Source organism: Paenibacillus polymyxa (genome assembly GCF_001719045.1).
Classification (GTDB): Bacteria; Bacillota; Bacilli; order Paenibacillales; family Paenibacillaceae; genus Paenibacillus; species Paenibacillus polymyxa_B.
The window spans coordinates 3,943,768-3,965,000 of record NZ_CP015423.1 but is presented as its reverse complement, the minus strand read 5'-3'; the positions used below and the strand labels follow the sequence as shown (position 1 = coordinate 3,965,000).

Below are 21,233 nucleotides of genomic sequence, written 5' to 3'. Positions count from 1 at the left end.
TGAAACGTTCCAATAATTATTTATACACATTTGGGGACGTGAAATAGACTAATTTAGAATCGTTCCTATAAGCATGCTTTTAGGAACGAGAATGAATTGTAATTTTTTACATTATTGAGGTATCGCCAGCAAACACGGTTTTCAACGTTAAGGAGCCTTATATGAATTTCGTGAATCCGCCTTTAATAATGGATACTAACCCACATCATTTAAGGCAGATTTATTGATCCAATCGGCCTCAGCTGCTAAGTTGGTCCTACTAGACCTAACATAAAATAAAAAAGGCTGCCACGGCAACCTTTTTGTTTCAACTAATGTACCCGTTAGCGTATCAGTGCGCATTTTAAAATTATTTGAAATACCTTTTAATAGCATTCGAATAAAAGATTTTATCCGTAGCTTTTTCATCAAACAAACGCTGAAATCAATTGGTTGTTCGCACATACTCAAAAAGTCTTTTCGCTCTTGAATATTATTCTAAGATATCTGCTCCATCATAAACACTCACTATTCCACTCTATAAGGCTTGTAGAAGGTACGAATTTCTTGGGCTAAAAGCTCTGGCTCTTCCATGGCCGTAAAATGTCCACCACGAGCCATGGTAGTCCAGCGAGTTATATTTAAATTACGTACTGCCCAGTCTTTTGGTGGTAATACTATATCTGCTGGGAATAATGCAACCCCAGTTGGTACTTTTATATAGCCTAATGACGGCAGAGAATGTGAATTTTCGTAATACATCTGCGTTGACGATCCGATTGTGTTAGTAAGCCAATAAACCATGATATGCGTAATGAGTTCATCTTCGCTAAATCTTTGACGGAGGTCACCTCCACAATCACTCCAAGCTCGGAATTTTTCAATAATCCAACCGGCTAAGCCTGCTGGTGAATCAGAAAGTCCATACGCAAGAGTCTGTGGACGTGTCGATTGTATCGACATGTACCCTCCCTCTAGAGAAAGCCATTCTAATGCTCTTTTCTTGTATTGAAGTTCTTCCTCTGAAAGTTTTACCTGCTCATGGGACGTAAGTAGATCTCTTATGATACCAATATCTGTTAGGTGAATCCCGAATAAAAGTTCAGGATGATTCGATGCCAGATATCTCGTAACTCCGGAACCTATATCCCCACCTGCTGCAGCAAACTTATCGTATCCTAATTCTTTTGTCATTAATTTAGCCCACATCTCGGAAACCTGATAATTGTTGACACCAGGATGGTCAGGAGAGCTAGAGAACGCAAAACCAGGTAATGAAGGGACAATGACATCGAAAGAATCCTTAGGATCACCTCCATAGCTAGCTGGATCTGTAAGAAGAGGAATAATCTTCTGATATCTAAGGTAACTATCTGGCCATCCGTGGGTTAGAATAATGGGCATGGGATTGGGACCCTTTCCGTACTCATGAACAAAGTGCACATCAATTCCATTGATGTTGCAGCGAAACTGGGAAAAACGGTTTAACTGAGATTCTTGTTCGCGCCAATCATACTGTTCTCGCCAATACGAAACAAGGGATTTTAAATAAGTTAAATCAACACCTCGATCCCAGCCTGAGTTTTCCAATTGATCCGGCCAGCGGATGTGGTGTAATCTTCTTTTCAAATCATCAAGGACTTCATCTGCAATGTGAATATGAAAACGTTCAACGGACATTATATTTCTCCTCCTTTTTTGCGCACATCTTAATGATATCCCTTGAACTGCTGTGGTACTATGCTAAAAATCGGGCATCTTTTTCGCCGTTGAGGACTTTAGTAACCTTCCTTATCCTCAACGTTATACAATTATCTTACTTCATCGCTTTGTTATGATTTCCAATTTTTCAACACCATAACACTTTCCGAAGCGCAAGGTTATTTTCCAACTGGTCCGAGAATACAAACAGGTCTTTCGCTGTTTCAACGCGATCCTCTCTTTTTAAGCGTTCCCCATGTAACTGAAAAAGCATATCCAATTTTATTTGAATGGTTTTTAGACTAATGCAAATGGCATCCGATTTTCTGAATCAGCTGTGCCTCTATTTATTTATCGAGATTACTTCGTCACGCTATCTTGCCTTTAGTACAACATGGTCGATCCATGCCGGTAGCCGTGTCTTAGTTGTTTATTAAGCTATCGTGTCCCGTTAGATCAATTCAAATTTTGCCCGGACCAGACTTACCCGGGCTTATCACTAAGGGAGGCATGTTTTGGGTTAATGAATGGACAAATCGGAAATAATTCACTCATACCGTCTAAAGGAGGGAACAAATTCATGAATTTTAATGATAATCTATCAGAGCAGAATGCATATTTGAAAGAGCTGAATGCCTTATTTATCCCATTGGACGGAATGGAGAATCTAGACCGCATAGTTAAGGCCATCGGAGATGCAGATATTGTGCTGCTTGGCGAGGCAAGCCATGGGACGTCTGATTTTTACCGAGTTCGGGCCGAGCTTTCGAAGAAGCTAATTGCAAGCAAGGGATTTAACATTATCGGCGTGGAAGGAGACTGGCCCTCTGCTTATCGATTGAACCGGTATGTTAAAGGGATGGAGGGGGCCGATTCTTCGGCAACCGATGCACTGGGTGATTTTACTCGCTGGCCGACCTGGATGTGGGCGAATACGGATATTCGTGATTTCGCGGAGTGGCTGAAGGATTACAATGAGGTGAATCAAGGGGGCGGCAGTGGCTGTCCCAAGGTTGGATTTTATGGCATCGATATGTACTCGTTATGGGAATCGATGGAGGCAATCATCGGTTATTTGGAGGAGACCAAGTCTCCCCAGCTAGAACAGGCCCGCAGGACATATGCCTGTTTTGATCCATATAGCAGGGACCATCAGGCTTATGGCATTGCGGCAGGATTGCTCTCGGAGAGCTGTGAGAAAGAAGTGGTTGAGCTACTGAAGCAGATTCAGAGCCGGCGCATGACGTATCCGGGAAGTGAGGAAGAGCTGAATGCGGAGGTGAACATGCTCGTCACTTCCAGTTCGGAGGCCTATTATCGTACGATGGTCCAGGGAGGCCCGCAGTCCTGGAATATACGGGACAGACATATGGTTGAATCACTGAAGCGAATCATGTCCTATTACGGCGCCTCGGCAAAGGCTATTGTCTGGGAGCATAATACGCATATCGGTGATGCGCGGGCAACGGATATGATGGCTGATGGCATGGTCAATGTGGGTCAGCTTCTGCGGGAGGATCCAGAACATCGTGTATTTGCCGTTGGCTTCGGAACCTATCAGGGCGAGGTACTGGCCGGAAGAGCTTGGGGAGCTCCGGTTGAGAAAATGACCGTGCCGCCCGGACAACCAGGAAGCTGGGAGTATTGCATGCACCAGGCGGGAGGCGGCCGGAATGGCATGGTAATGCTCACCGATGCATCTTCCATGCTGCATACGGTCATTGGCCACCGTGCCATCGGTGTGGTATATGAGCCTGCTCATGAGCGATTCGGCAATTACGTGCCTTCCAGCATGGCAGATCGTTATGATGCGTTTGTTCATCTCGACCGGACCATCTCCCTTCAGCCACTGCCTATCCTTCAGCCTGTTGCAACGGATGCTTTATTTTCAGAATAACAGCTCGCAAGAACCGTCTGTGGGATGCAGGGTAGCTGGGTATAGTTTACCGTTAGGCTCCAGATTATAATTATAAGACTGGCTCCAATATAAAACAGCGGCAGGCTCAGACTTTGTTTTTATCAGTCTGAGCCTTGGTGAAAAACGTTATCTTCTTTTGATGGACGGTACGTCAATTCAACTGCTCCCGAATGTAAGGTCTTGGTATAGACATGCTTAAGAGACATCGTCTTGATGTTATCTGTAAACAAACGCTTTCCACTCACCCATATAAACGGAAAGATCATGATCCGAAACTCGTCGAAGAGATCATGCTTCATCAGCTTCCTAACTAACTCGCCGCTTCCAAGCACCAAGATGTTACTTCCGGGTTGCTCTTTGAGGTTCAAAACTTCTTCCTTGAGATCCCCTTGAGACGAGGGTTGCGTTCCAATTCATCTGGTGTTGCGTTTTCCTTCTTTAAAATGATTCGATCAAAGAATCCAGTTTCAGAAGTGAAAACTTCTTATCACCCCATTATAATACTTTGATTCAAGAGATACCCAATCTAATCACGTATGGTTCCTGTGACAAAACTGTCGGATACTAGTTGCTAGTTCTTCCGCATGAGTAAGGACAAGCATATGATCAGCTCCTTTGATTTCGGCAAACCTAATCTCAGGTACACGCTTGAAGTGCTCGGCGATATTATACATATCCGGCCATTCTATGGTTCCTTGTATAAATAACGTACTCGCTGCAATGTTCTCTAAACGTTCAATCGAAGGCGGCTCTGGCCAAAGGACATCAAAGCTCCTCCACTCGGTAAATACCCTTGTCATGTAGTGAGTATGCATTTCACTCAGAAATCTCCGGTGGGGGCTAGCCATCGTAGCCCGATAGATCGGTCCGGCTAAAGACAACTCTACAAGTTTTGAAATATCGGGAGCGGCCGCATTCACCGATGCTATATAATTGGTAAATTCTTGCGAATATGCAAACCCCGTTAATGAAGGGGCAATCACCACTAGCCGCTCAACCATAGAAGGATATGATAACGCAAAATCAGTCGCGACTTGCCCACCGATGGAATGACCAACAAGTGTGACAAGATCCAGTCCGAGATATTCGAGAAGTTTGCGCAAATCCTCCACAAGTGAAGTCGGCTCTTGCATAGCAGGCGAGCGGCCGGTTCCTCGACCATCGAAGGTAATGACCTTGAATGATTTTGCCAATTCAGGCACCATATATCTCCATACCCTTGAGTCGACACCTCCCGAGTGAATCATGACTATAGGGACTCCATTCCCTTCGATTTCGTAAAAAAGTTCCACCTTGTTCCCCTCCCCAGTGAGGTAATATTTTCTTGATTAGCATTTTAATCATGACTGAACATACAGTCTATATTAAAAAAGATATCCACATCGAAAAAAACAATATCTCATTGAATGCCGCGTGATTTGCGGCTTGGAGAGCTACTTTGCGTAAATCAAAAGTTCTTAAACACCAAAATCCTTGAGCGGGTAAAACTTACATTGATATGAAGTCACTTTGAATAACTGCCTTTTAGTTGAATAGCGGCGGATATCAAAAGCGAATTCTTCGCTATTACGTGCTAAAAAAATCGGTGATAAAGTTCTCTTTTCTGTAATGTACTCCAGTACTAGTTAATCTATCATTATTTTATATGACAATAACATCAACTTTATAAATGCTTCTTTTGATTTTATGCTTAGTAATTGAGTTGAAGATACATATTTCCTGTCTTGATGATTAATACAAGTAAATCACGTTTACAAAGGACAAAAGACAGACAGAAGATTATAAATTCACTAACAATTTAGGGTAAACGTAACCTAATTGAAACCGCCCATCCAATAACCGGATGGGCGGTTTTTACATACTACTTTCCTGCTCCTTTATCACCTGCTCAACCCCCAACAGAATCAGCTTCAATCCGAACTCAAACGCTCCGTCGGTCCCCATCAGCTCGAACAGCCCGTTCGTGAACATCCTCCGGAATAGTCCCACTTCTGTCTCGCTCATGGAATTCAGAAGGTGAATCATCTCCTCACCCGGAAGCGCTCCCTGGTCCTTGAGGATAGCGGAGACATTACGCTCATGCTGATAATCGTCTAGGACGAAGTAGGAGACATAGTTCACAAGCGTAGTAACTACTTGTATTTTCTGCTCTTGCTCAAGCGGCGTCGACTCCACGCAGAGTAGCATACGGTTGGTGAACCGGATGATGTCCGGTTCGTGGGGCAGCGTCATCATCATGAGCTGCGTGGAGCAGGGGTACCGGTAGAGCACACTCCGCATCGTTACCGCAAGCCCCGTCAGCTGCTCCTTCCAGTCCCCCTCGGAATGAAACTCCTCCAGAATAATTTTCGATACCTGGTTGGCCAAGCGCTGATAGAGATTCTGCTTGCTCTTGAAGTACCAGTACAAAGAGGGAGCCTGAATCCCTAGCCGGTCGGCCAATCGTCTCATACTGAATTTCTCGATACCCTCCTCTCCAAGAAGCTCCCACGAGGCTTCCAAAATCTTATCCTCCGAAATTTGAGGCTGCTTTTTTTTCATCGGTATCCGCCCTTTTATCTAACAGTGTAAGTTTATGCTTTACAGGTTCATAGGTTCATGATATCATCTAACACTGTAAGGCACAACCTAACACTGTTAGACTGAAGGACAAAATAAATAAAGAAAGTAGTGACTCGCATGGATGCAGAAAACCTCCATTACTTTGAAAAAGCACCGGTCGCAAAAGCCGTAGCTCACTTCGCTGTACCGATGATGCTAGGTACGTCAATGAATGTCATCTATTCCATCTTAAATGCCTATTTCCTTGGTACACTGGGCAATACTGCCATGTTAACCGCACTCGCACTAACCTTGCCGTTATTCGCGATCATTATGGCACTAGGCAACTTGATAGGCATGGGTAGTGGCACATTCATCTCCCGTTTGCTGGGAGAAAAAAAATATGACGATGTGAAGCATGTGTCTTCATTCGCCTTTTACAGCAGTTTAGTTCTCGGTCTTATCGTGATGGCGGTCGGTCTCCCGTTGATCGATCCAATCGTTCATGGCCTCGGGGCAACAACTAGCTCCTTCGGATTCACGAAGGACTATGTCACGATTATGCTTATTGGTTCACCATTCGTCGTATTATTCTTCACGCTGGAGAATATTGTGCGCTCCGAGGGTGCAGCAATCACGTCGATGTTCGGTATGATTCTCAGTGTTGTCGTGAATATTATTCTCGACGCGCTAGTCATCTTCGTCTTCCATTGGGGCGTGATCGGCGTTGCGTCTGCTACGGTCATCTCTAACTTGGTTGCGAGTGCATTCTACGCCTTCTATATGGGATATAAGAGCCAATTCTTAACTGTCTCCGTAAAATGGTTTAAAGCTACCGCGGATATTCTGAGCAATGTATTCAAAATCGGAGTTCCCGTCTTTGTTATGAGTATCTTCTTGGGTGCAATGTCGCTCATCTTTAACCATTTTCTTGTCGATTATGGGGATCAGGCCGTAGCGGCTTACGGAATTTCATCACGCCTATTGCAATTTCCTGAGTTTATTCTGATGGGCTTATGCGAGGGAGTTGTGCCATTGATTGCCTTCTCTTTTACAGCAAATAAATTACGCATGAAACATACCATTGGATTTACAATCAAAGCTATTGTGGCGTTAGCAATCGTGTTTGGTGTTATCGTCTATCTGATTTCCGACCACTTAATTGGTTTATTTACGAGTGACCCACAATTAATTGAAATGGGTAGCTACATTCTACATGTGACGTTCTTATCCTTATTCATTACAGGAATGACCTCGCTGTTTACCGGTATCTTTCAAGCAACAGCGCAAGGAACCGCCGCGTTTATTATGTCAGTTATTCAAGGAGTTACTCTGATTCCTGTGTTGTATATTGCTAATCGAATGAACGGATTCCACGGGGTGGTCTGGTCGCTTGTCATTTCGGATGCCGTTGCGTTCCTTGTTGGTGCCACCATGCTGTATGTTCTGCGGACCAAATTGCAGCCGGATTTGGATAATTTAGTACAGTAGAAAACATATAACACGCAAGAAGGCAGGATAGGACACTCCCCGACCCTGTCTTCTCGGTGGGGTAGAACTGTACTAACCTAAACTGCCCGTTAGTTTAACCTTCATTTGTAGTGCCTTATTCCGACTATTCTCTACGAGCTATACGAAACCCTTGATCGGGACCAAAGCCATTCGCATCGAAATTGCCTCGGAATGATATCTCGTTGTTGCTGACGTTGCCGGACATATCGTATATTCCTAACTCGTTGGGTTTCTGGGTACCTATTGATTTTGTTTTATTATTGTTGCTCTCGATGATAGGCCAGTTCCAGTCTCCAGATAAGTACTTGTCTCCGGCATTTTTCCAATACCATGCAACCTCGTCGGCATTATTGCTTCCGCTGTATGTGTAGCCCTTGCTCGCCTGACCTCCGCCTGCTGCATATTCCCACTTTACTTCTGTAGGCAATCGGTAACTGTTAGCTCCCTCGTTGATCGTTGCTGTCCATTTTATATTATCGTTATCATTCTTATTGTCGCTATTAAAATAAACATTAATAGCTTTCTCATGGATAGATATCCTTTAAGCTGATAGGAAAAATAGTAGGCCGTGATGGCCTGCAACTCGCTTCCGGGCAATGTCAAAGGTCGTTTTGTCTGATGGGAAACGACCTTTGACGTATCCGGATTAACGATAGAACTGAAGGGGAACGTCCTTCCGTTTGCCTCCAGTGTTTAGGGACCAATGTTTCCTCTATAATCGATTCATTTAAACCCTATCTATCAGACAGCTCTCAAAACCCGCTTATCCCGTGAGACAGTCCCAACCGCGCCTGTTCGTTGAACAGCTTGCAGTTGAGTGGTTACCACACCGTTACGTTAGAGCTCCCGCTACTCTGATACCCCTCTGTCGCCAACACCTGGTAAGACCAGTTACTTCCCAGATTCATTCCTTTGCTCGCCCATGCTTTCACGTGGTTGCTGAAAGTGATTGTGGAGTTGCCCCCGGTCGGTCTCTTCGACTGTCGAACACTCCAGTACTGAATAAACGTCGTTTTTTCGCCTTCAATGGAAGGTGCGTCGTATCGCATTGTTGTGTAGATATCATATGTGCCCCCATCACTGGTCACCGTACCTTTATACGTTCCGGTAGGTCGATAAGTACCCCAGCTATCAACGACGTAATATTCGATGAGTGAGTTTCTCGTCCACCCGTAGAGAGCCAAATATCCATTACCGGACGGCGCCCAGACACCGGCATTGTAGTTGATCGTTCTGTTTGGCGATCCAGTAGTCCAGCCTTTGCCGACAACAAAATTCCCGGTATCCTTCCATGTTACGCTGTAATTACCGCCCGATCCATTAACAGCATTGACCGTCCCACCGCCATCGGTCCAATTTTGCCAATAGTCTGTCGCTGCACTTGAGGTTGTTGCAAACAACCCAAAACTCATGGAAGCTGCAAGAACTACCGTCATCATTTTCTTACTAAAATTAAACATACTCTACCTCCTAAAATTTTGTGTTTGTCCCATACACTTGCTTGTTGGTTGATTCTCTTTGCAGTATATCACCTATGCGTTCCATATTCCGTATTTTTTTACTTTAACCTCCTTTCTGAGTGAGATTATAAAATAATAGCGTTTGCATATAAACCTAGCAAATTAAAGCTTTAACTCTATTATGTTTAGCTTTCTTTGAATTTTATAGAATAATTCCAGTATTACAGCGATGTGAAGCAACACCCGGCAGCGTAGTGGCGCCTCATGTACATTTTCAACTCAGCTTATATACTAAAAAAACTTTATGCAAATAACGCATAAATATCAATATGCATCCATCACATGCTGTAAAATGTGCTTGGGTGATTAGCAGTGCATAATGGGAATTCTCGATTCACGTGAGGACAAACACTTAACTTTTCATAGGAGGTATGATAAAAAATGATTTTGGAGGATATGTATTATGGGAATTGGCGTCCTAGTGAACAGATAAATTCAACCGACCCTGAATCTCAAAAAGTGAATCAAAAAATTAGTGATCTCATGGAGATGTTGAAAAGCAAATTACCAGCAGCATTCATTCACGGGTATCGGGCGGGGGCATTAACGATGATTGAAGTATTTAGCGAGGACAAAGAAATTGTTGATCGTAATAGATAGATAATGGAGGAGTTATGGTGGTGAGCCCGCTACGCATGCAGATTGTTCTTCCGATCGCTGTTATCCCTAGATTTCTCCTCAGTAGAATATAAACTTAAAGGTAAAATCCAGGGATAGCTGAACGAATGGAGTACTTTAAGAGAATTTCAGACGTGCCTAGCCTCTTCCTGCGCCCAGCGCATTCATCAAGAACTCATAAATTTCCAGTTCGTTGATTTTATCGCCATCTGTCACTATGTTATGCTGAACTTGCAGTCCGTTCTTGAACACGGTGAACATCCGAGCTGTCCTGTCCGCATCGATTGAAACAGGGATAGCTCCATTCTGCTGTCCGACTTCGATCCACGTTTTGGCAGTGAGGATAGATGCTTCGTGATAACGTTTCAGAATGCCAGCCACGGCGGGCTTATCCTGTTGGCTGAGTAGATAAATAAAAATCAGGCTGGCAGCGCTGTCCCCACTACCGATGTTACGAAGGCGTTCAGTTAAGGTGTTAAGTGGGGATTTGATTCCTTCTGGTCCTGCGGGAGTCCGGGCGACAGATTCAAAAAAGCGCTGATTGGTTTTCTCCATTCCCGCCTCCAGAATCATACCGAACAATTCATCTTTGCTTTTGACATAATGATAAATGGCTCCTTTAGTCAGTCCGCTGCGATCCGCAATATCCTGTAGTGTCGTCGCCCGACAGCCTTTCTCCATAATCATCTTTTCGGCAATCTCAAGCAGCTTTTTTAGACTGTCGTTCATCGCTTTATCTTGCATAATCTTTTACCTCCCGTTTGTCTGTCTTTTTATTCGTTTAATGAAACCTATATTCCACCAGATCGTCATACCAATAAGCCCGTAGGTGAAGAACGGCGATACGACCAGAAAGGTCGGTATGGACAGCGAATATACCAGCACTACTTTGATGAAGGCCTCCAGCAGCAGGCTGAGTCCCCACACCGCCGTTATTAGGCGGAAGTTAAAGCGATAGCGTGGAAGCTTCCCCCATTTATCGTTCATCTGAGGATTATGTCCTGTGAATCTTTCCGCAAAATAATAAATTAATGGTCGACCAAAGAGCAGCGAGCCTAGAAACACCAACCCCATAATACCGGTCACATAAGACTCCCGTAGCAGAATGAAGCGTTCGTCACCGCCCAAGAGAACGGCCACGACGCCAAGAATCAGACCAAGAAAGATAAAGCCAGAAAACACATCTGCTTTGCGCGTCCTTATAAGATTGTAGAGCGAGTCGCATAGTGGTACAAGAGCAGCGATAGACAGAGCCACCACACTGCTCGTATGCGGAATTAGCAGGCGATAAGCCAAATAAGGCAATACGATATTAATGATTAGCGTAAAGATGATTTCGTTGCGAGATTTATTCATGATCGACTCATCCTCTCATCATTCAAAACCTACCTTCGGTAGGTATCTTTCGTTTAACATACCTTTGGTAGGTATGTAAAGATTAAAAATAATAATCTGTATACGAACCTCAATCTACATATTGCCCAAATGTGGCTACACAGTGCGCATACTCTATAACTACAAAAAGGAGATGGCGTTTGCCATCTCCCTTGCTTTTATTCTTCCCTCATACTTCCTGCTTAAAAACATATTGCTCACGGACACACACTCTAACAAGCAACTATATTTTTAATCCCCCACCCGATTCAAAAACACCTTCGTCCGTTCCAGCTGAGGATTGCCAAAAATCTGCTCTGGTGTACCGGATTCTGCAATTTCGCCATTATCCATAAAAATGACACGATCCGCCACATCTCTCGCAAAGTTCATCTCGTGGGTCACGATGACCATCGTCATATGTTCCTCAGCCAGCTTTTTGATAACTCGCAGCACCTCACCCGTCAGCTCGGGATCAAGGGCCGAGGTCGGCTCATCAAACAGTAAAATATCAGGGTTCATCATCATTGCCCGGGCAATCGCCACGCGCTGCTTCTGTCCTCCCGACAGTCGGGATGGATACGCATCTGCTTTATCTGCTAATCCGACTTTAGCCAGCAACTCAGCGCTTTGGCGACGTAGCTCAGCCTTGCTCACCTTCTTCACCAGCTTCGGAGCCAGCTCCAGATTATCCTGCACCGTCAAGTGAGGGAACAGATTAAAATGCTGGAACACCATGCCCATACCGGTGGTAATGCCCTTAATGTCACCTGCCGGAGCGTACTGACCGTTTTCCACCAGTGCTTTATCATGAATGCGGATCGTCCCGCCTGTCACATCTTCCAGGTGTACCAAACTACGGAGCATGGTACTTTTTCCTGAACCTGAAGGACCGATGACGGCTACAACCTCGCCGGCTTTAACGTTAAAGCTCACTCTTTTCAGAACGTCGAGCTTGCCGAACGATTTTTTCAAATCGGTTACTTCTATTGCGTTAGTATTCATATCCCGACATTCCTTTTACTCGAATTTAAAACGTTTTTCCAGCGCTCTGAAGAATAGCGTCAGTACCAAAGCTAACAACAAATAAATAACCGCCGCTACAACATAAGGTACAATCGAGAAATCACGGTTTACAGCCGTATTCGCAAAATGTAGCAGTTCCGGTACCGCTACTGCATACAGTAGTGCCGTATCTTTTACCAGTGTTGTCGCCTCATTGGTCACCGCAGGCAAAGCAATCCGTACCATTTGCGGCACAATGACTCTAATCAGCGTCTGCGACTTGCTCAAGCCCAGCACTTGCGAAGCCTCGTATTGCCCTTTATCAATTGACAACATCCCGCCTCTAAAAATTTCTGCAAAATAAGCCGCATAATTCAGTACAAACGCCAGTACCGCAGCCGTTGTCCGGTCCAATACCAGATACTCCCCAATGACAGGCAACATCGGCAGACCAAAACAAAAGAACAATAATTGCAGCAATAGCGGCGTACCGCGTATAACATAAATGTACGTATGCATCAGCCAGGCGATTGGCTTAATCCGGCTTTTGGCCAGCAACGTAACGATAAAACCCAATGGAATAGACAAGATGAGCGTGATGAAAAATAAAATAACCGTCATCTGTGCCCCTTCAAGCATAGGCTTCATAATTCGTAAAATATATTCCATACTCATGACCTTCGACTCCTAAACCCTTAGTTCAATACACTACGTATTAATTTAATACTTTATCTTCACCAAACCACTTTTTCGAAATTTCAGCAGCTTTTCCGTTCTTGTGCAGCTCATCCAAAGCAGATTGCAGCTGCGTCAACAGCTCTTCATTTCCTTTTTTCACACCGATGCCGTATTCCTCAGGGGCCAATGATTCATCAAGCAGCTTATACGTCCCTTGTTCCTTCGACATATAATACTTGGCAACGACCTCATCAATAACAACCGCATCCAGACGCCCGGTTTTCAGGTCTGTCAAAGCGAGAACATTATCCGGATACTCAGACACAGGCTTCAATTTACTTTTGATCGGATTTGCATCCAATGCATCGGCTGCTGAAGACAGCGTCTGGAGTCCCACCGTTTTGCCCGTCAGATCAGCGAGCTTGGAAAGACTCGAAGTAGCCGGAATGACAATCACCTGACTGTTTTTCAGATATGGCTTCGTGAACAGCACTTTTTCCTTACGCTCATCCGTAATGGTGTATCCATTCCAAATGAGATCAATACGTCCGCTGTTCAGCTCGGATTCTTTGGCAGACCAGTCAATCGGCTGAAATTCCACCTGTTTACCCATTTGTTCCCCGGCCGCTTTCGCATAATCAATATCAAAGCCGGTCAGCTCGTTATTTTCATCTCTAAAGCCCATCGGGGCGAATTTATCATCAATTCCAATAATCAATTTACTGTCATCCTTACCGCCGGAACATCCGGCCAACACGATCATCATCAATCCAATCAACATCGTAAACATGGCTGCTTTTCTCATCTTATTCCCCTCCAACAATGGTGACCCCCGTATCTAAGAACAGGTGGCAAACGCTTTAGTTCGTTAACACGTTATCAGAGTATCATCATAACATACCGCAGGATACTCGTCGAGAGGAATAAGCGGAATCTTAGCCTTATATAAATGGAAAACCTGTGACGAAAATTTGACCTGTGTTCTATAATGTAAAACCTTACCTTGACATGTCACCTAAACCGTCTTATTATTTCCTAGTATTCTTATATACTTTTATTTATTTTAAAATTTCAACAGCAATAGGATGTAAATCAGCTTGATAGACAGGAGAAATAAAGCCCCATGTACATTTTAAAACGTCTTTTTACGATGCTTGTTACGTTGTGGATTATCGTCACTTTAACGTTTATCATCATGCACATCATTCCGGGTGATCCGTTCTCGAACGATTCCAAAACCATTCCGGAAGCGGTATTGCAAAACATGCGTGCCAGATACAACCTGGACAAGCCGCTCGCTGTGCAGTATGTGTTGTATCTCAAAAATCTGCTAGTGCTGGACATGGGCCCGTCTATTCAATCGAAAACGACGGACGTCAATATGCTCATTGCCCGAGGTTTTCCACCTTCTGCATTGCTGGGTATTCAATCCATCGTGGTCGCAATTATTGCCGGTATTTCGCTCGGAACGCTGGCTGCTCTACACCATAATCGACCACTGGATTATATCTCGATGTTTATCGCGATTGTTGGTATTTCCGTACCCAGCTTCATATTGGCACCGCTGTTAATCAAGTATGTTGCCGTCCAATGGCATCTGCTTCCGGTCGCCTCATGGGGAACCTGGCAGCATACGGTGCTCCCGTCGCTGGCTCTCGCTGTTTCACCGCTTGCTGTTATCGCCCGCTTTATGCGAACGAGTATGCTGGAGGTCATGCATGAGGAGTACATACGCACTGCCAAAGCGAAAGGGTTGTCCTCTTGGGCAGTAGTTCTTCGTCACGGATTACGCAATGCGTTGATTCCAGTGCTTTCCTTTATCGGACCGCTATTCGCTTCCGTCATTACAGGTACCTTTGTCGTCGAAAAAATATTCGCCATTCCCGGCATCGGTAAATACTTCGTAGATAGTATCTTTAATCGGGATTATCCAGTGATTATGGGGACGACCATTTTCTACAGTGCTATTCTGGTCGTCACTTTATTTTTAATTGATATATCCTATCGCCTTGTCGATCCACGAATCAAATTAGTCAGCAAAGGAGATTAACATGAAAGCAGCATCTACTGTCGAAAAGGACAGCCTGTTCAGTCTTGTAGATCGTAGCCAGATCCCCACCCCTACGTTGACCAGACCCAAAGAATCACCCTGGCGAGATCGGCTACGCAGACTTTTTAACAACAAGCTTGCTCTGTTGGGGCTTTCCCTACTAATCATGATTATTGTGCTGGCGATTGTTGGACCTTCCATGGTTCCCTATGCACCCAGTGATCAATCCCTTTTGAAAACGAATCTCTCTCCTTCGAAAGAGCATTGGTTTGGTACGGATGATCTGGGGAGGGACGTATGGGCACGGACATGGGCCGGAGCTAGAATTTCACTCATGATCGGCTTTGCCGCTGCCGCTATTGATTTGGTACTTGGCATTCTCGTCGGCTGTGTTGCTGGCTATTGTGCTGGGCACGGCAAAACGGGCGACCGGATCGACAATGTCCTAATGCGTATTATTGAAATTCTGTACAGTATTCCTTATCTGCTGGTCATCATTCTGCTGCTCGTCATTATGAAGCCAGGCCTGCTCACGATGATTATTGCATTATCCATTACTGGCTGGGTCGGTATGGCCCGTGTAGTGCGTGGGCAAATCTTACAGCTGAAGCAGCAGGAATATGTGTTAGCAGCCCGTAGCTTGGGGACATCTCATTCACGTATTATCTTCAGACATTTGCTACCAAACGCAGCGGCAATCATTATCGTGAATTTGACGTTCACTATTCCATCGGCTATTTTTGCCGAATCGTTTCTGAGCTTTCTCGGTCTGGGGATTCAGTCTCCTTCGGCCAGCTGGGGGACGATGGCTAACGATTCACTTGGCGTTATTTTAAGCGGTCAATGGTGGCGCCTATTCTTCCCAGGGCTGATGATATCGCTCACCATGCTGGCGTTCAATACACTTGGAGACGGGCTTCAGGATGCGCTTGATCCGCGCTCACAACATTAACAACAGAGAGATCCAAATTGGACAAGGAGGGGTGTCACCATGATCCGCAGCTTCTTGCCTAACCTCAGGAAAAACGGCAATTCCTTTATCGAAGTGCGCACACGCGGCATACCTGCGGGAAAGGAGGATGAATAACCCCCGGTACGGTGTACCTTATTTTTGGCATAACTTATCACAGTAATGGAGGAAAACCACGATGAAAAAAATGCATTGGATGACGATCATCTTACTTTTGGCCGTAACGGCTTTGGCTGGATGCTCTGGTAATACGGACAAAACAGCAAGCAACGACCCGTCCGCCGCGCCTCAAGCAGATATCCCGCAAGAAATTACTGCCAATCTGGCAGGTGGAGAGCCTTATACGCTAGACCCTGCTTTCGCATCAGATACAACGTCCTACTTTGTGATTGATAACTTGTACGAAGGGCTGTATACATACGATAAGGCCGGTAAAATCGTAGAAGGCGCTGCCAGCAAAGTAGACGTATCTCCTGACGGTAAAACCTACACCTTTACGATCCGTGACGGTGCAAAATGGTCGAATGGTGACCCACTGACAGCTAAGGATTTTGAATACTCCTGGAAACGGGTACTGAATCCGAAAACAGCTGCCTACGATCCTTCTGCCCTCTACTACATCAAAGGTGCCGAAGCGTACAACACAGGCAAAGGTAAAATTGAAGACGTGGGTGTTACAGCAAAAGATGATAAAACTCTGGTAGTTGAACTGAAATCACCGCTGAGCTTCTTCCCAACGATCGCAGTGGGTCATGCCTATCTGCCAGTAAACCAATCGGTTGTTGAGAAAAATGACAAATGGGCAGCAGAAGCGGGCACAATGGTCGGCAACGGTGCGTATGTAGCCAAGGAATGGAAACATAACGAGCAGATTACGCTGGCGAAAAACGATCAATTCTGGAACAAAGATGCCATTACAATGGCAACGATTAATTTTAAAATGGTTCAAGACTCCACAACTTATTATCAAATGTACAAAACGGGCGATCTGGATCTGATTTTGAGCCTTCCCGTAGATACCCTGGATCAGGAAAAGAGCAACAAGGAATTCCTGTCGCATCCATCTTTCAGTGTGTATACCTATTCTTTTAACGTAAAACAAAAGCCGTTTGACAATAAAAAAATCAGACAGGCCATTGCCTACGCGATTGACCGCGAAGCACTGGCTACTAGCGTAACCAAAGGTGGCGAAACTCCGGCTTACGGTTATGTTCCATACGGAACAACAACGCCATCCGGCAAGGACTTCCGTGATGAAGCACCGAAAAAATACTATGAGTTTGACGCTGCGAAAGCGAAACAATTGCTGGCCGAAGGTCTGAAAGAAGAAGGTTTGACCCAGCTGCCACCGATCACCTTTAAATACAACACTTCGGACAAGCATAAAAAAGTAGCTGAAGCGATTCAGGAAATGCTGAAAACGAACCTGGGCGTTGCAGTGACGCTGGAGAATCAGGAATGGAAAACGTACATTGATACCTTTAAACAGAAGAACTTCCAGATCGCTCGTATGGGCTGGGAAGGAAACTTCCTGGATCCACTCGGCGTATTGGGGCATTATACTTCCAAAAATTCGAACAACTTTACCAACTGGAGCAACCCGGAGTATGACAAACTGATTGAATCCTCAACCTTTGAGCTTGATCCGGCAAAACGCTTTGAACAGCTCCACCAGGCAGAAGACGTATTGATGGAAGATCTGCCGATTATTCCGATCCAGTTCTCTGCGGACACCGCATTAATCAGTCCTAAGATTCAAGGTATCGTATTTGATGCTCGTTCGAACCCAGACCTGCGCTTTGCGAAACGGGTCGAAAAATAATGATTTTACGTTTCGGGCTCACTGCCCTGATTGTCGGTACTTTAGGATTTCTGTACGCCATCCCCCATCTCTTGTATGGTCGTGAAAACATGGCTACTGCAAATCTGCTATTCCTGTTGGGGTTGCTGGGCTTGGTGATCGGTGCAATCTTCCACGTTCTGCAAAGCGGTTTTCTAACCCTCTTCCTGCGGGGATTTGCCGACATCAGACAGTTGTTCATTCGTCAATCCAAGGCATTACGGGAGGAAAATGAACGTTTACGTTCCGATGAATCTCTGTCAGCCTGGAAAACATCCATGTTCCGCCACCTCAAGGTATATACTTCGGGGTGCGGGACGGGGCTTATCCTTTGCTCGATGATATTAATGGGGATGAGATAGGTTAAAACGATTAGAAGCCTTTGGTCGGTTGGTGGGCGCTGCGCGTGCAGATTGTTCTTCCGATCGCTGTTATCCCCGGATTTCTATTGAATAGAACCTGTAAGGGTAAAATCCGGGGATAAAGGCGAACGCTTCGCTTCTTCAGAACAATTCTGCCCGCTCCGCTGGCAACCGCCGTAGGGCCTCTATACGTTTTTAGAGCGTGTGTAGCTGGGAAGTGATAGTCCGAGGTTAATAACTTGGCCTGAACTTTTTTAGAAACTGACAATCAATAAAAATGAGAGTTTCGCAAAGCGTTTGCTAGCGGAACTCTCTCTTTTTGCATTTTTGATATATTAAGCTTTGAGAAGGGCTCATAGTACAACACTTAGTAGCCTTAATAAATCTGCTTTTCCTTCGCTTCCTGTAACCATGATGGGAACTCGTTAAGCAATAGTTCGTACAATTCATTGTCTTCCATAGATTCGATATCTTGAATTTGGAAGAAGTTAGCGTTATCTACCACACGGCCCTCTATATTGTCCAGCTTCTTTAATACGCCAAAATCGGATTCACCCACACCGATAAATTGCCAGAAAATCGGCTCTCCTGACGAATCAATGACTGCGTTGTCGATATTATCTCCTTTTCCACGCTTCACACCGCCATCATTAATAAAAATAACAAAGGCCGGATCAGAAGAGGGTTCTTCCTTGGTGTATTTGGCGATAACATCGCGCATCACAGGTGGCTCATCATTACGACCGAACTTGGGCAAATAATCATTGGACAAAATATGTTTTTCAACATAGTTGTCAACGTCATTTTCGGTAACGGACGGCAAACGCGAAAAACGGTGATCATACACCCATACGTCCAGTACACCATCATCATCCAAAGAACTCGCTACTGCAACAATTCGTTCCAACACCTTTTGAACAGTACCATTTTTGTACAAGCTTCTCATAGATCCTGAAATATCGAGCACCAATCCAACTCTTGCAGTTACATTTGTTAGATTCTTTTTAGTCAGTACCAGTTGCGCATTCTTTTTAAGTAAAGAAATACTGCTCATGTTCCCCACGCTCCTCTATGATGTATACCCTAGCCCGTCTAGTCTACCATCTGCGTCGTTCGTCGCCTCTCAGGGGAAAGTCGCTCAATTCTCCGAGTTGGTCATGTGCAGCCTTATAAATGCGAAGAATAGCTTGTACCTTGTTAAAATCATTGTCTTCCGGGCCGAATCCTTCCATATACATTTTTTGAATGATGTTTTGGAAGAAATCTATACGCTCGCGAACGGAATCCTGCTCTATTTGCAGTACCTCTTCAAAGCTGTGTGTCTCAGCAAAATCAGACAGCTCATCAAATTCCTGTTCCTGATATCGATCTCCCCGAGTTTCGGGATTGAGATCAATAGAGGTACGCAGGGTTGATAATAAAATATTTTCGCGCGCCAGCATGACATGAAAATCTTTGTTCTTAAACAGATCCGTAACGATCAGACGGCACATTTCCTTGTTCTGCAGCAGAATCCCGTCAAAAGGATGCAGCGTCCACACACCGTAGTTAAAAAACAAATTAAAATTGAAGCTGCTGCTTCCATACTGATATACAATGTTAATTTTCGATTCGTCGATGATTTCAAATGAAAATTCCAGCATGCATTCTCCTTTGGGATTCCAATATTTAACTCTATCCTATCAGAAAATGCATGATTTTCAATAAAAAATTTTATTTCACAGAATCATTTAACTCCACAATTGAATCTGCTTTTTCGCTACTGACAGCTACGAGTAAATAGACAATCACACACCCTAAAATAAAGGACATCATACGCTCGCTCTCTCCTTTTGTCATTCGCTTTTTAAGAGTTTATGCACGAGAATGCTATGTATGTTCATCATGTCCTTTATTAGCTGCTGCCAAACCAAAAAAAGACGCCTTTCGGAGTCATCCCGGCGTCTTTTTCATAGATTGGGTCTATTATTCTACATTGTCATCAGTTCAAAAACGAGCTCAGACCCTCAGAGGAATTGCTATCCTTCAGCGGTTTGGATGGTTCTTTCCCTTCGATCCCCAGACGTTGGCTGAGGTTGGCATTGATTGCTGTCATTTTACTTGTATAATCGTGGCAGCTTTCAATAATCCGACGGTTTGATTTTTCAGACAGATCCAAAGCAGATACCAAATCACCAATCGCCTGATTCACAGCCTCCAGTGACATAGAAGGCTTGCTAAGCAAATCTGTCGTTCTCTCGGTCGTCGTTTTGAGAAGCTTCGCATTTTCCTTGAATTGATCTTCAATCGTACGGTTGGTCGCATCGACGGCTGAAATGATTTTATCCTGATCCGCCAGCGCCATCGCGATCATAGCCGATACAGTGATCAGATTCGATGTTTTATCAATCGCATTATTTACAGAATCAATCAGTTTATCATTGTTATCATTAATAATATCCGTTGCCGCAATCGCCTGATTATATAACAAAATCATTTCAGTCATCGACTGCGTACGAGTAACCACCTTGCGCAATCCCCGCTCCAGATGAGGCTTACGGTTTTCATTTTCCGGCTTGGCAATCTCGGTCTCAAACAGTTCTTTCAGGCGATTACCAAAGGCAATCTTCGTCTGTAAATTGTAGATTTCTTCAATGGAAGCCTTCTTCAACTGTCTCATGCTGACGATGTTTTCTTCCAGATTATCTTTACCATCTCTCAAGGCAGTAATGATTTTCTCGATGTTCGTCTTCACCGACTGATACTTGTAAATGTAGTTTTTTAACGGGCTTTTACGCAGCAGCTTGCCAAAAAAGCTCATATTTTTGCTCTGCTGGAGCGTTTCGCATTCATCACGTAGCTTTAAGATCATATTGGATACCTCAGCCCGATCACCGGACATGAGGTCGTTTACCGGACGATCCAGCATTTTAAGGGTCTGCCCCGCACGTTCCTGCGTTTTAACCCCCAGCTTACCGATATCATCCATTAAGGTATCCAAGCTCATGACATCGCTTTGTGATACCTTCTGAATCAGCTGTGAAGCCTCCTCAGTCACCTTTTGTTCATCTTCTTTTTTCAATTCAGCCCATGGGGTCGCCATACGCTACCTCCTATTCTGAAAACAACTGTTACCCAAGTCTAATCGTTGTTATTCAGAGCAGCTATTCTGCTACTTTTTTTATT

Annotated in this window: 20 protein-coding genes and 1 pseudogene; 7 read left to right on the top strand and 14 right to left on the bottom strand. The window is 44.6% G+C overall.

Annotation, left to right across the window (positions count from 1 at the left end):
• Positions 1–507 precede the first annotated feature (507 nt).
• Positions 508–1,659, bottom strand: a complete 1,152-nt coding sequence (locus AOU00_RS17705; protein ID WP_069291225.1) for an epoxide hydrolase family protein — start codon at positions 1,657–1,659, stop codon at positions 508–510.
• A 601-nt stretch (positions 1,660–2,260) separates the two neighbouring features.
• Here AOU00_RS17705 and AOU00_RS17700 point away from each other — a divergent pair.
• Complete coding sequence (locus AOU00_RS17700; RefSeq protein WP_069291224.1) at positions 2,261–3,577, top strand: erythromycin esterase family protein; 1,317 nt, start codon at positions 2,261–2,263, stop codon at positions 3,575–3,577.
• A 122-nt stretch (positions 3,578–3,699) separates the two neighbouring features.
• Here AOU00_RS17700 and AOU00_RS17695 read toward each other — a convergent pair whose 3' ends face one another.
• The 3 genes from AOU00_RS17695 to AOU00_RS17685 form a co-directional block, all read right to left on the bottom strand.
• Entirely contained in the window at positions 3,700–4,011 is a 312-nt protein-coding gene (locus tag AOU00_RS17695) for a dihydrofolate reductase family protein (RefSeq protein ID WP_081330729.1), read from the bottom strand.
• 117 nt (positions 4,012–4,128) lie between these two features.
• A complete protein-coding gene (locus tag AOU00_RS17690; protein WP_061831737.1) occupies positions 4,129–4,890 on the bottom strand; it encodes an alpha/beta fold hydrolase in 762 nt (253 codons plus the stop codon).
• Positions 4,891–5,452: 562 nt separating this feature from the next.
• Entirely contained in the window at positions 5,453–6,139 is a 687-nt protein-coding gene (locus AOU00_RS17685) for a TetR/AcrR family transcriptional regulator (protein ID WP_061831738.1), read from the bottom strand.
• A 138-nt stretch (positions 6,140–6,277) separates the two neighbouring features.
• On the opposite strand from AOU00_RS17685, the gene AOU00_RS17680 reads away from it, so the two are divergent.
• Positions 6,278–7,630 (top strand): MATE family efflux transporter, encoded by a 1,353-nt coding sequence (locus AOU00_RS17680; RefSeq protein WP_061831739.1) that lies wholly within the window; start codon positions 6,278–6,280, stop codon positions 7,628–7,630.
• Between the two features lie 124 nt (positions 7,631–7,754).
• On the opposite strand, the pseudogene AOU00_RS17675 reads toward AOU00_RS17680, so the two are convergent.
• A pseudogene (locus AOU00_RS17675) lies at positions 7,755–8,147 on the bottom strand (SUMF1/EgtB/PvdO family nonheme iron enzyme); the annotation flags it as partial.
• Positions 8,148–8,472: 325 nt separating this feature from the next.
• Positions 8,473–9,111: a glycoside hydrolase family 11 protein gene (locus tag AOU00_RS17670; protein WP_061831741.1), complete on the bottom strand. Its 639-nt coding sequence runs from the start codon at positions 9,109–9,111 to the stop codon at positions 8,473–8,475.
• 441 nt (positions 9,112–9,552) lie between these two features.
• Between AOU00_RS17670 and AOU00_RS17665 the strand changes: the two genes are divergently transcribed.
• Complete coding sequence (locus AOU00_RS17665) at positions 9,553–9,771, top strand: DUF6809 family protein (RefSeq protein ID WP_069291222.1); 219 nt, start codon at positions 9,553–9,555, stop codon at positions 9,769–9,771.
• A 156-nt stretch (positions 9,772–9,927) separates the two neighbouring features.
• On the opposite strand, the gene AOU00_RS17660 is transcribed toward AOU00_RS17665, so the two are convergent.
• From AOU00_RS17660 to AOU00_RS17640, 5 genes are all read right to left on the bottom strand, one after another.
• Positions 9,928–10,533 (bottom strand): TetR/AcrR family transcriptional regulator, encoded by a 606-nt coding sequence (locus AOU00_RS17660; protein WP_069291221.1) that lies wholly within the window; start codon positions 10,531–10,533, stop codon positions 9,928–9,930.
• A 6-nt stretch (positions 10,534–10,539) separates the two neighbouring features.
• Positions 10,540–11,145, bottom strand: coding sequence for a VC0807 family protein (locus AOU00_RS17655; protein ID WP_069291220.1), 606 nt, complete (start codon positions 11,143–11,145; stop codon positions 10,540–10,542).
• Positions 11,146–11,415: 270 nt separating this feature from the next.
• The gene (locus tag AOU00_RS17650; protein ID WP_023987213.1) at positions 11,416–12,168 is read right to left on the bottom strand and encodes an amino acid ABC transporter ATP-binding protein; all 753 of its coding nucleotides are present in this window, start codon (positions 12,166–12,168) and stop codon (positions 11,416–11,418) included.
• Between the two features lie 15 nt (positions 12,169–12,183).
• Positions 12,184–12,843 carry an amino acid ABC transporter permease gene (locus tag AOU00_RS17645; protein ID WP_023987212.1) on the bottom strand — a complete coding sequence of 220 codons (660 nt, stop codon included), beginning with the start codon at positions 12,841–12,843 and terminating at the stop codon, positions 12,184–12,186.
• 40 nt (positions 12,844–12,883) lie between these two features.
• Positions 12,884–13,651, bottom strand: coding sequence for an amino acid ABC transporter substrate-binding protein (locus tag AOU00_RS17640; RefSeq protein WP_069291219.1), 768 nt, complete (start codon positions 13,649–13,651; stop codon positions 12,884–12,886).
• 318 nt (positions 13,652–13,969) lie between these two features.
• Here AOU00_RS17640 and AOU00_RS17635 point away from each other — a divergent pair, with 318 nt between their 5' ends.
• The 4 genes from AOU00_RS17635 (at position 13,970) to AOU00_RS17620 (ending at position 18,068) form a co-directional block, all read left to right on the top strand.
• A complete protein-coding gene (locus tag AOU00_RS17635; protein ID WP_069291218.1) occupies positions 13,970–14,896 on the top strand; it encodes an ABC transporter permease in 927 nt (308 codons plus the stop codon).
• A 1-nt stretch (position 14,897) separates the two neighbouring features.
• Positions 14,898–15,848: an ABC transporter permease gene (locus AOU00_RS17630; protein ID WP_069291217.1), complete on the top strand. Its 951-nt coding sequence runs from the start codon at positions 14,898–14,900 to the stop codon at positions 15,846–15,848.
• 196 nt (positions 15,849–16,044) lie between these two features.
• Positions 16,045–17,688 (top strand): peptide ABC transporter substrate-binding protein, encoded by a 1,644-nt coding sequence (locus tag AOU00_RS17625; protein WP_069291216.1) that lies wholly within the window; start codon positions 16,045–16,047, stop codon positions 17,686–17,688.
• Complete coding sequence (locus AOU00_RS17620; RefSeq protein ID WP_061831747.1) at positions 17,688–18,068, top strand: DUF3899 domain-containing protein; 381 nt, start codon at positions 17,688–17,690, stop codon at positions 18,066–18,068. The genes AOU00_RS17625 and AOU00_RS17620 overlap by 1 nt, the downstream gene beginning before the upstream one ends.
• Before the next feature lie 376 nt (positions 18,069–18,444).
• Here AOU00_RS17620 and AOU00_RS17615 read toward each other — a convergent pair whose 3' ends face one another.
• The 3 genes from AOU00_RS17615 to AOU00_RS17605 all read right to left on the bottom strand — a co-directional run bounded on the left by AOU00_RS17615 (position 18,445) and on the right by AOU00_RS17605 (position 21,150).
• On the bottom strand, positions 18,445–19,122 hold the full coding sequence (locus tag AOU00_RS17615; RefSeq protein ID WP_061831748.1) for a vWA domain-containing protein: 678 nt from the start codon (positions 19,120–19,122) through the stop codon (positions 18,445–18,447).
• A 43-nt stretch (positions 19,123–19,165) separates the two neighbouring features.
• Positions 19,166–19,711, bottom strand: a complete 546-nt coding sequence (locus AOU00_RS17610) for a hypothetical protein (protein WP_061831749.1) — start codon at positions 19,709–19,711, stop codon at positions 19,166–19,168.
• A 338-nt stretch (positions 19,712–20,049) separates the two neighbouring features.
• Positions 20,050–21,150: a toxic anion resistance protein gene (locus tag AOU00_RS17605; RefSeq protein WP_061831750.1), complete on the bottom strand. Its 1,101-nt coding sequence runs from the start codon at positions 21,148–21,150 to the stop codon at positions 20,050–20,052.
• Between the last annotated feature and the right edge of the window lie 83 nt (positions 21,151–21,233).